We start from the raw sequence: 10,991 nt of genomic DNA on the forward strand, positions 1-10,991 counted from the left end.
ATGAAAAATCTGTGCTTCCTTCTCCTGGCTGTTCTACCCCTCACCACCCAGGCCCAGGCCATTACCAGGCTCGATGGCAGCAAAATAACCGCTGCTGCTTTAGACCAGAAGATACAGGCGCTGGTGAACGCTGCTGACGTACATGGCTTGGCCATCACTGTCTTCAATAACAAGGAGCCGGTATATAACAAGACCTTTGGCTATAAGCGCCTCGACACGAAGGAGCCAATAAAGACCAGCACCAACTTTTATGGCGCTTCGCTGAGCAAGGCGGTTTTTGCGGTGCTCGTGATGAAGCTGGTGGAAGAAGGGGTGCTGGACCTGGATACCCCCCTGCAGGACTATTTGCCCAAACCCATCTATGCCTATGTCCCCACCAAAAAATGGCACGACGACTTCCGCGACCTGGAGCACGCCCCGCTATACAAAGCCATCACCGCCCGGATGTGCCTGGCGCACACCACCGGATTCCCTAACTGGAGGTGGTATGAGGAAGACCAGAAATTGAAGGTAAAGCATACCCCCGGCACAAAGTATCTTTATTCGGGAGAGGGGATGGTGTACCTGCAGGTGGTGCTGGAATATATGATGGGCAAAGGACTGGAGGAGCTGGCGCAGGAAAAGGTTTTTGGTCCACTGGGTATGAAGCAAACGTCGTATACTTGGCAGCCGCGCTTTGAGAAAGATTATGTGGTGGGGCACAATGCAAAGGGGGAGCTTTATGAGAAAGACAAGGACAACGAGGCCCGGTCGGGCAGCACCCTCGAAACTACCCTCGACGACTATACGCTATTTACGGAGGCAGTGCTACAACACAAACTGCTAAGCCCATCCTCCACACAGGAAATTTTCAGCCTCCAAATCAGGATACGGTCGGTCCAGAAGTTCGGTCCATTGAGTGCGCGCGACACCACCGCCAATGACGCCATCAACCTTAGCTATGGCTTAGGTTGGGGGCTGCTGCAGTCGCCCTACGGCACGGGCGCTTTCAAAGAAGGGCACGGTGACGGTTTCCAGCATTATGCCATTATCTTTCCGGAGCAGGGCACCGGCATCATCATCCTCAGCAACAGCGACAACGCCGAAAGCATCTTCCAATACTTGCTTGAGACCGCCATCGGCGACACTTTTACGCCCTGGTACTGGGAGAACTATATCCCCTACGATAAGAAATAAAGAGGATTGAAAACAGGTAAGGAGAAAATCAGGGGTTGTGCGGAGAACCGCTTGCGAGTATGGCTGCTATCCAGGAGCATGCTGTATAATACGCTGCATCCTGTTGCTCCCGCGCCTGGTCAGTAGGGAAGGATAGTTGATGCTGCCAGAAAAAGAACCAGTACAACGGCTTGTTAACTGCTTCTTGTGAACTGAAGTATTAACAAAGAACTGGTGTATAATCTGCTGCAGGTCGTGTCACGGTGTTGGGTGCAAAAAAGAAAGCCGGCTGTCAGTATAACAGTCGGCTTTCTTATCTAAAAATGCGCAGGGTTTAGCGCCTAATTAGGTTTTACATATATTCAATCTTTATTCTCTTCCTCCTCCTGAACCGTCACGGTTCTTGTTTGCTTGGTGGTGTCGTACTCCACCACTGTTTCTGTCACTTCATATTCAGTAGCCACAGAATCGCGGTCCACTACAACGCCTTCCTGTTCAGAAGCAGTTGTATTTTCGGTACGCTCACAGGCCATCATGCTTATTGTTGCCAGCACGAGGGCACCTGAATAAAATATCTTTTTCATGGCTTTACAATTAAGTTCAGTCTTTATTTAATCCTATACCTGTAATTTTGTTCCCGGTATCAGGATGGCTTTAATACGTGTATAAGAAGAAAAAAGGTTTAAAATCTTCCATTAGAATTTTTGCTACATGTAAAATGTACAAAACAAGCACGTGAGAGGGTGGTGCAGCCTGTACACAAAAATACCGGCTATTCTTTGACTGAGGGGCAGCCCCAACAGGAACAACTCCTGTACTTCCGGAGCAGCTCACCTTGCAGAATAAAGACTTTAAAATTTTTTATTCATCAGGCAACGCTTCTGCTGATGGCCCGGTCTTACCATCAAAATGAAACTGTCGATAATAAAACTATGAAAATTACGCGCATGAAATTAAATCAACTCGTGCTGATGGCAGGACTCAGCTTGTCTACCTTGTTTTTCTCTTCCTGCGATAAGGAGAACATTGTGCCGGTTACTCCCGGCACTCCAACAACAGGAACACCTCCTGCCAACCCTACCAACCCGCCGACGAATAACACGCCGCTGCCGCCTGTAACGCAAGGCAGTCTGGTAAAGCAGTTCGACACGCAGGTCTACCGGTACGATGCGCAGAACCGGCTGGTGGAACTGAGTTCCTCCAGCCAGAATGACATTGGGTATGTGGTGGAATATGAAAACGACAAGCCCGTAAAGCTCACCTACAGAAACGGGAACCACCTGCTGTATACTTATGAAGGAGACAAGGTGGTGGAGGCTGTTCAGTATACTCCCGACAATAAGGTGACTTTCCGGTTTGCTTTTGAGTACGATGAAGACAGGCTGGTGAAAGAAACAACCGTCACCTATTTGGATTCTGAGCAGGGCCACCTCAGTATAAAAGAGTATTTCTACGATGCCCAGGATAACATGACGGATCTTGTCATCACCTGGTCACCCACAAACAGCCCGGATGATATGCGCGGTCCATCTACTATAAAGTGGGGCGATTATGATGACAAACCAAATCCGGTGCCTTACGCGAACATGTTCTTTTACCTTCCGGGGGTAAAGCTCTACCAAAACAACCCCGGCTTCAGAGCCCCTGGAGAGCACAAGGAACGGTATACCTATACTTACCACGCATCCGGGATGCCAAAAGACCGGACACTGCGTCTGGAGGAGCATCCTCATCTGCCGCCTTTTACCGAGGCCTATATTTATCAGTAGTTAAATCCTGCTTCTTCCGCTGCAACAGGAGAAGAGACTGGATTTAAAAATACACACAGCCGTTTTACCTTCCAGGTGAAGCGGCTGTTTCTTTTCCAGGATTCCGGGGAAGGCGACGCTGACTGAACAGGTGGTTTTGAGGTGGTGAAGGCAGGTGCTTGGAGCCAGCACAAAAAATAATCCTATAATCTGCTGATAATAAATAGGATATAACATGGCAAGGTGGATATTTATGAAAATAGATGCAATTTTATTCAACCAGTTATCTACCTTCGCCCGTATATAGGCCGATTAACATCAAAACTAACACAAATACGATTATGATAAAGAAACTATTATTTGCAGCCGCCCTTATGTTTGGCACTTTTTCAGCAGCGCAGGCGCAGGCCACATTCGGCGTAAGAGGAGGAGCTAATCTTTCAACTCTTTCCGGAGACGTGAATGATGAGAATATGTTTGAGAACAAAGTGTCTTTCCATGGGGGTCTTACGTTAAATTTCCCGCTCGTGGAGGACTTCGTGTCGCTTCAGCCGGAGCTCCTTTACTCCAGAAAAGGCTTTAAGAGCAGTGGTCAGGAATACACCAACCTGCTGTTGCAGAAAAGAAGAAGAGAAGGAAACGTGAGCTACAACTACCTCGATTTACCTGTACTTGCTAAAATAAACGCTGGTCCGCTGTACTTCGAGATGGGACCGCAGCTGAGCTACCTGCTGAACGTGAACAACGAGACCAAGCTGTACGATGGCAATGATAACCTTATCGCGAGTACCGAGTCAGAGAAGAGCAAAGATGGCTTATCTCAGTTTGAGGTAGGTTATGCCGCCGGTATTGGTTTTGCGGCGAATAACGGCATCAGCCTGGGCGTGCGTTACAATGGTGCCTTCACCGACTTTGTAAAGGATGCGGAGTACATGGAAGGTGATCTGTCCAATGCCCGTCACTCTGTATTCATGCTGACACTTGGCGTTCGCTTCGGCAACTAACCTAAAGATTCAGGCCTATTAAACCAGCCAGCCTTGCCCTTCCGGCAGGGCTGGCTTTTTTATGTAGTTATGATGGTTGAGCTCGTCATTTTATTCATCAGCAAAAGGCTCTTTAAGTTATTCTCTGTAAGTGCTCGTCAAACGATGTTATTTATGTTTTCTACCTGGCAAGTCAAACCACCCTTAGCCCTTGCTGCTTTCTTCCTGACTCTAGTACGTACCGTTTTGTGTGTTTTCACCAACAACTAAACATCTGGACAGCTGTCCTTATGAAGATTAATGTATCTGCTTTCCCGGGTCAAACCACCCCAACCCCTCCTTGTCCAAGGCGGGGAGTCTGTTTTTTAAATATGTTAAAAGCTCTTTTCATAGGGAGCAGTGGTTTCTAAAAAGTTGCTCATATGATTTCTGCCAGCTCGAAGGAAAAACGATTCCGGTTTTTCTGTGAAGCGCCTTGTAGATGTTCCGGTGCTGAACGAAGTGAGGCAGCCCGAGCAGAGCTATAGAGGGCCCCTACCCCCGGCAGGTTCAGCTACACAGCGCTGAACGGGAAAACGCGCCCTCGCGGGAGTGGAGCGCAAAGACAGAAAATATGGAAAAAGCCATCCATGAGTCGCTGGATGAACAGCTGCTACGCGAGCTTAGACAGGAATAGAATATAGAGTCTAGAAAGAACAGAGTATAGAAAAGAACAGCATATGAAAACTGAGTATTCATCGTTTAGAGTATAAGCTAACTTCACGACACGAATCATACTATTGCCAGCAGCCTTCGGCGGGATGACATCGTTCCTCGTATAAAAAATAAAATCTAAACCTTACCATTACCTATGTTAGTATTCTGGACATTCGTTGTGGCGGCACTGCTTGGGTATGTGATCGGCCATTATGTAAAACCTAATCACAAGCTGCAGAAAGCCATCAAAATCGCCCGCGAAACCTGTCAGGCGGTGCTGGAACAGGGCAACAAAGGCGTATACCGCACCATCGTGACGGAGCAGAATAAAACCTCGGAGCTCGTGATAGAAGTGAAGGAACTGGCTGTAACCAGTGGCGGGCAGGTAAAAGTGGAGTACCTGGAGGCGTACTATAAAAACCCGGAGTTCAGAACACGGAAAGGGGAGGCCTTATTGAAAGAGGTGCGCGAATTATTAGGAGATTACCTGCCTTTAAACGAAATTGAGTGGTATGAAACGTCTGAGCGCCACGAGCAGATAAAAAGGCACCTGAGCACTTTGGATAACCTACGCAAACACCAACCCGAAGCATAAAAACCATGGAAAACACAAACCTGACGCCTGCTGAAAGCAAAGAACAGCAAAAGCAAAGAGCTACTGAAATCGCCAAGACCATCGATGTCAACAAGCCGGATTCCCTTACCAACTTTGGCGTGGAGACGCAGCGCAAGCTAGGCTACTACTCCAACGAGCTGCTGACAAAAGTAAAGGCAAAAGACTCTGGTGACGCTGGCACCGCGATCAATGAGCTGCTGGCACAGGTAAACATGATCAAGATTGACGAAGAGGAGAAGAAGGGCCTGTTTTCGCGCCTTCCTTTTGTAAATAAAATAAAAGACAGGTCGCAACGCCTGGCCAGCCAGTACAACAGCATTGCCGAGAACGTGGATGATGTGGTAGTAAAGCTGGAGAAAACGCGGCAGAGCATCATGAAAGACTCCACCAGCCTGGAGGTGATGTTCAATCAGGCAGTAGAGTACATACACGAGGTGCGGGCGGTGATTGCTGCCGGTAAAATGAAGATAGAGCAGCTGGAGAACGAGGATATTCCGAAGCTGCAATCAGAGGCGGAGGCCAGCAACAACGATGAGCTTATTGTGCAGCGTCTCAGCGATATGATCGCCTTCAAAGACCGCCTCGAGAAGAAAGTGCACGACCTGACGCTGTCTCATACCATCGCCACCCAATCGATGCCACAGATCCGGATGATCCAGACAACAAACGATGTGCTGGCGCAGAAGATACAGAACTCTATTGTGACGGTAATCCCTGTATGGCGCCAGCAGGTGGCCATTGCCCTGGGGCTGGAAAAGCAGCGGAAGGCACTGGAAATACAGAAAAGAGTCACCGATACCACCAACGAGATGCTGCTGAAAAACTCGCAGCTGCTGAAGACCAATGTGGTGAACGCTGCACAGGAAAATGAGCGCGGCATTGTAGACGTGGACACGCTGAAAAAAGTAAACAAAGACATGGTGGAGACGCTGGACGCCGTGCTGAAAATATCGGAAGAGGGTAGCAAGAAGCGGGCAGATGCCGTGAAAGAGCTCGCCGCGGTACAGGAAGAGCTGAATAGCAAGATCATTGGCACCTTCGGCAAATCAAAGAAAATTGAAACCGAATAATGGCAACAGAAAAAGAGCAGCATAAGACCTCCAGCCGCATCCTGACAGAGGAGCAGGAGGAGCTCCTCGATCTCTATATCCAGAATCTCGACGGGTATTATATGGAGCTGCAGGCGACAGATGCGATACAGGTTGAGATAGAAACGCAGCATCTAAAAAAGATACTTAGTCCATGATGAATTTTTTGCGTTCCCTTTTCGGGCTGAATGGCGCAGCCGGCGAAAGAACGGTAGTCGGGAGCACGGAAGGGATAGATGTAAAAGACGTTCACTATATAAAAGATTCTAACAAGCGGCTGACGGCACTTCAGGAGCTGCATAACCGGTACAGTGGCACACTGCACGCGGAAAAGATAGAGACTGTTTACCACAAGACGAAGGAGATCCACAGCTACCTGGTCGGCCGGAAAAGAGTGCATGAGCTCGAGTTGTTCCACCTGCAGCACACCGACCATTTCCTGAACACCTTTCATGTGATCATGGATGCGCACCAGCAGCAGCACGCCAAGGCAGCTGCTTTCCGTAGGGCAGCCGCCAGAGCAGATGGAGCCATACGTAAAATAGCGTCCGCTGCTTTCCCCAAAGACAGGAAAGAAGTGAAGGCTGCGCTACAGGCAAACCGTGAAACCAGCGATAGGGCCCATGCAGATTTTGTTGAGTCTAAAACACCGGTGCCAGGGCTTGCAGTACCCCAGATATCCATAAACACCTACTCCAAAATTGTCTACCTCAAAGAAACCATCTCCGGTGGCCTGGTCACGCACGAAATAGGCTTTACCTCCACACCGGAAGAGAAAGAAGACTTTATCGACTATGTTTCAGAGCGGCTCGGCATCGACCAGATTGCTTATGTTGGCAACGCCCTGCTTTACATTCCCACCCACAACAGCTCCCCGCCAGCCGAAATGGTCCCCGTCATCCACTGGAACGGCTCCCCCTACGCCCTCACCCTGGAAGATTGCCGCCTCTTTCCCGTAAGGACCTATAGGAAGAGTAGGTGAGACTTGGGTTAGAGCATCTGGAGACTTAAGCTGAGAAAAGGTTATTTAGATAAGCCAAGAGTTTTTAAATAAGCCAAGTAATGAAGATTAGTCTCAAAAAGCAGTGATGTTTCGTTCTGCCACATTCTCTTCAGGGAAAGAATTTCTTGTAGCGCAAGTTGAGTCACCTAAAAAGAGGGGGAATCTTACCTGATACCCCAATAGCAGAATGGAAAAATCTATTCTATAATAGAAGCCACCAACTTATTACTCCCGCCACCATTCCTTTTTCGGCACACTTTGATGTAGAATTACAGGCTCGCCGATGCGTGGCGTTGTAACCGGCACATCGAGTTCAGCTGCTTTTTTAGTGGCACGTTCAATTGGATCTGTCCAGCTGTGCATGGCGAGGGTGAAGGCTCCCCAGTGGATGGGCATCAGCAGTTTTCCTTTCAGGTCGATGTGCGCCTGCACAGTTTGCTCCGGCATCATGTGGATGTTGCGCCAGAGCTCATTGTACTGGCCGCACTCCATTAATGTAATGTCAAATGGGCCGTACTTTTTCCCGATCTTCTCAAAGCCATTGAAATAACCGGAGTCACCGCTGAAGAAGATGCGGTCTTCGCGGCCCAGGATAACCCAAGACGTCCATAGCGTTTTCATTCTGTCAGACAGTCCGCGGCCAGAGAAGTGGCGGGATGGGGTAGAAGCAAAAGTTAATCCGCTATAGGAGGCCTCCTGCCACCAGTCCATCTCCGTGATTTTATCTGCAGGCACACCCCATCGCTCCAGGTGCGCGCCAACGCCCAGGGCCACAAAAAAATGCCCTGTTTTCTCAGAAAGCTTCTGAATAGAACCATAGTCGAGATGGTCATAATGATCATGCGAAATCAGTACAGCATCAATCCGGGGTAAAGCCTCGATGGAGACAGGCAGTTCAGAAAAGCGCCTGGGGCCCAGGAAGCTGAGAGGGGAGGCGATGTCGCCCATCATCGGGTCCAGAAGCAAACGTTTGCCATCTATTTCTATCAGGAAAGCAGAATGCCCCAGCCAGGTGATGATAGTCGCGGTATCCTGCAAACCATTTAACTGGTTTATTCCTATGTTCTGAACAGGCAGTTTATAATCCGGCTGCTGATCAGTGCTTTCTCCAAATAGCCTCATCGAAATCAGCTTTACATAGCCTCTAAAGCCAATATCCATGTTGGTTTCTACCGGGTTCTGAAACTCACCTTCAAAATAATTAGGAGACTGCTGGATTACCTTCAGGCGTTCTCCTTTTGATTCAGCGCCAAATTGGGGTGAGAATTTCTGCAGCGAACAACCAGCCACCGTTGCCAGTAAAATGAAAAATCCGAGTAAATAGCAAGCGACTTTTATACTTTTCTTCATTGCGTTTTATTTATGTCTCTGCTAAAGTGCCCTTGCCAAGGCGTTATCGTTCTCAAAGTTACCTGTTTCTCTATCGCTTTATACATTTCGGAATGTACAGCATTTAAGGCTGAAAGTACTCAACAGGAGCGGAAGTGCTTTGTTTCTTTCTTCTAACAAAAATATTCTCCTTGCCATCATGATTTAGGTAACAAGAACAGGTATTTAAAGAAGCTGCAGAAAGTATAATGCCACTTATACTTTTGCGTGGATATGCTTCTCATAGCTGCATGTTAGTGCTCTAATTAACATGAGTTCGGAAAGAAAAGGTAAAGCACGGTGAATGATTTGCCTACACATTATGAGCGGCTGCATGCAAGGAGGTAGCAAAGGGGATGTACCACTTGCCTTTCATGTAACATAGCGATGTATAAAGTGAAGCTTAGGCTTTTATAATATGTTACTTTTACGCCTTTATTATTTAAGAATAAGTTTAAAAAGTACTAATTATGTGCTTGTTTTCGATGAGAGGATATAGGAGTTTATTAATTTGGCACTTAAAGGGCATGTTACTTAGACCTTGATTTATTCCTTTGGTTTTATTGGTATAATACTCATTTTTAGTATTGTTATACTAATTGATTTATACTTCATGTATTCACATTGAAATTATCAAAGGAAAAGTTAAACAATACAAAAGGCAATCCGTTTCATGACTTATATATTTAAATAGAAAATATTTCTGCTTCTGACTATTCCTTTCCAGCTTTGCTGGAAGATTAAGCGTAATGCCCGTTAGCGCTTTTGTCTACTGGTTTGTTAAACCTTTGTTTATTCTGTTTTTCCTGGTGCTATGAGGCTATCTTATACATGGGTTCATGCAGAACAAGCTTATCTAATGTACTACTCCCGGTAAAACTATACCCCTTATAAATGGAAGTTACCCTTCTTCCTTTATCTGCCACGCCTCGCTATTTATTTACTATACCAGATAGGTTTAGCTTAAAAGGCTAAATGTTAATCCGGTCAGCCAAAAGTTCGGACTGATTCACATGATAACAAACAGGGATGCTCTGAGATATGGAGCAATGGAAGCATACTCCCTGCTGTACACTCCTGTGTTTTTAAATGCAGCGTAAGTCCATTTACAGACAGCTGATTGCACTACCTCTAAACCACATCGTAATGGTTCTGCGAGTTGATGTTATATCGTTTATAAGAGAAGTGATACCCGCTTTTTGTGCAGCTAAAGTCTGACATAACACTAGAACAGGTTACAAAAGACAACTTCCCGGGGGATTATGAAGCTTTAGTAAAGGTTTGGCAAAATCAATGCTACGGCCCAGTTTCTACAAATTACAGCCAAAGTCTGCTCCATCATCCGGAGTTCCTAGCTATTCTGAATCAATCGCCCTGTGTCACCTCCATACTGGACCTGCGCACGCAGCAGTTTGATTTTATCAGTAGCAATGTAGAAGCCATTCTGGGGTACGCCAGCTGCCGCTTTGTACAGGGGGGGCTTGCCTTCTACAACACGGTTGTGCACCCGGACGACCTGCAAAATACCTGGAAGCTAAGAAGAACGATTTGGGAGTTTATACTCACCCTGCCTGCAGCCGATCAGGTTCAGTTTAAGTTTAACTACGATTACCGCATCATCAAACCGTGTGGAAAGGAAGTGAGGGTGTTCGCACAGAATTCTGTACTGCAGTCAGACAACAGAGGCAATATCACGCATATAATGGCCGTATACTCTGATATTTCTCATTGGAAGAAAAGTGAGCAACAGCTAGCTTCTATTGTTTCGAACGCAAAGGATACTTGCCTGTTCTTTTCTACGGAAGGCAATGAACCCTGCCATACACCAAGCAGCCTGAGCAAGCGTGAACTGGAAATAGTAAAGTTGATGGCCGAAGGCTACAGCAGTAAGATCATTGCCGATAAGCTCTTTATTAGCTTTCATACAGTGAACACACACCGACAAAAGATAATGGAGAAGACAAAAACCAAAAACACGGGCGGGCTGGTGCAATTTGTGATTTCTCATGGGTTAATCTGACAATACTGAAAAATCAGTATTGAAAGCAGCGGCTTAAAACATTATATCTCTTTCAACGGGATTGGTATGTACAGAAGTAATCCGGATGGTACAGCTGCTCTTTTGATAAAGAGGGTAGGTTTAGAGCAGGAAAGCCATGAGGCTGTTTTACATAACCAGTTCTAATATTTACAGCCGCTGCCTGTGCTGAGCTCCTCCCATTTTTAGGACATGTGAAAAGTAGAGAATTCGGGTTCTACTATATTACATTCCACCCACTCTTCCGGCGTCTTGTCGCCCAATGAGCTATGGGGCCGGAATTGGTTATACTCCTG

At 47.0% G+C, this 10,991-nt stretch carries 11 protein-coding genes; 8 read left to right on the top strand and 3 right to left on the bottom strand.

Going from position 1 to position 10,991, the window contains the following annotated elements; translation table 11 throughout:
- A complete protein-coding gene (locus tag ACFS7Z_RS11870) occupies positions 1-1,176 on the top strand; it encodes a serine hydrolase domain-containing protein (RefSeq protein WP_377484742.1) in 1,176 nt (391 codons plus the stop codon).
- Positions 1,177-1,517: 341 nt separating this feature from the next.
- Here ACFS7Z_RS11870 and ACFS7Z_RS11875 read toward each other — a convergent pair whose 3' ends face one another.
- A complete protein-coding gene (locus ACFS7Z_RS11875) occupies positions 1,518-1,739 on the bottom strand; it encodes a hypothetical protein (protein WP_377484744.1) in 222 nt (73 codons plus the stop codon).
- 348 nt (positions 1,740-2,087) lie between these two features.
- Here ACFS7Z_RS11875 and ACFS7Z_RS11880 point away from each other — a divergent pair, with 348 nt between their 5' ends.
- The 6 genes from ACFS7Z_RS11880 to ACFS7Z_RS11905 all read left to right on the top strand — a co-directional run bounded on the left by ACFS7Z_RS11880 (position 2,088) and on the right by ACFS7Z_RS11905 (position 7,268).
- Positions 2,088-2,924, top strand: coding sequence for a hypothetical protein (locus ACFS7Z_RS11880; protein ID WP_377484746.1), 837 nt, complete (start codon positions 2,088-2,090; stop codon positions 2,922-2,924).
- A gap of 320 nt (positions 2,925-3,244) precedes the next feature.
- Positions 3,245-3,907: a porin family protein gene (locus ACFS7Z_RS11885; protein WP_377484748.1), complete on the top strand. Its 663-nt coding sequence runs from the start codon at positions 3,245-3,247 to the stop codon at positions 3,905-3,907.
- Positions 3,908-4,736: 829 nt separating this feature from the next.
- Positions 4,737-5,177: a hypothetical protein gene (locus ACFS7Z_RS11890; RefSeq protein WP_377484750.1), complete on the top strand. Its 441-nt coding sequence runs from the start codon at positions 4,737-4,739 to the stop codon at positions 5,175-5,177.
- Between the two features lie 5 nt (positions 5,178-5,182).
- The gene (locus tag ACFS7Z_RS11895) at positions 5,183-6,268 is read left to right on the top strand and encodes a toxic anion resistance protein (protein WP_377484752.1); all 1,086 of its coding nucleotides are present in this window, start codon (positions 5,183-5,185) and stop codon (positions 6,266-6,268) included.
- Positions 6,268-6,444 (top strand): hypothetical protein, encoded by a 177-nt coding sequence (locus ACFS7Z_RS11900; RefSeq protein WP_377484754.1) that lies wholly within the window; start codon positions 6,268-6,270, stop codon positions 6,442-6,444. Before ACFS7Z_RS11895 ends, ACFS7Z_RS11900 begins: the two co-directional genes overlap by 1 nt.
- Positions 6,441-7,268 (top strand): hypothetical protein, encoded by an 828-nt coding sequence (locus tag ACFS7Z_RS11905; RefSeq protein WP_377484756.1) that lies wholly within the window; start codon positions 6,441-6,443, stop codon positions 7,266-7,268. Before ACFS7Z_RS11900 ends, ACFS7Z_RS11905 begins: the two co-directional genes overlap by 4 nt.
- 246 nt (positions 7,269-7,514) lie before the next feature.
- Here the strand turns inward: ACFS7Z_RS11905 and ACFS7Z_RS11910 are convergent, their stop codons facing one another.
- On the bottom strand, positions 7,515-8,639 hold the full coding sequence (locus ACFS7Z_RS11910; protein ID WP_377484758.1) for an MBL fold metallo-hydrolase: 1,125 nt from the start codon (positions 8,637-8,639) through the stop codon (positions 7,515-7,517).
- A gap of 1,219 nt (positions 8,640-9,858) precedes the next feature.
- Here ACFS7Z_RS11910 and ACFS7Z_RS11915 point away from each other — a divergent pair.
- Positions 9,859-10,677 (top strand): LuxR C-terminal-related transcriptional regulator, encoded by an 819-nt coding sequence (locus ACFS7Z_RS11915; RefSeq protein WP_377484760.1) that lies wholly within the window; start codon positions 9,859-9,861, stop codon positions 10,675-10,677.
- 203 nt (positions 10,678-10,880) lie between these two features.
- Here ACFS7Z_RS11915 and ACFS7Z_RS11920 read toward each other — a convergent pair.
- Positions 10,881-10,991: integrase core domain-containing protein (locus ACFS7Z_RS11920; RefSeq protein ID WP_377484770.1), on the bottom strand; the 111-nt coding region annotated here is incomplete at its 5' end.

The organism is Pontibacter toksunensis, from assembly GCF_042686245.1.
Classification (GTDB): domain Bacteria; phylum Bacteroidota; class Bacteroidia; order Cytophagales; family Hymenobacteraceae; genus Pontibacter; species Pontibacter toksunensis.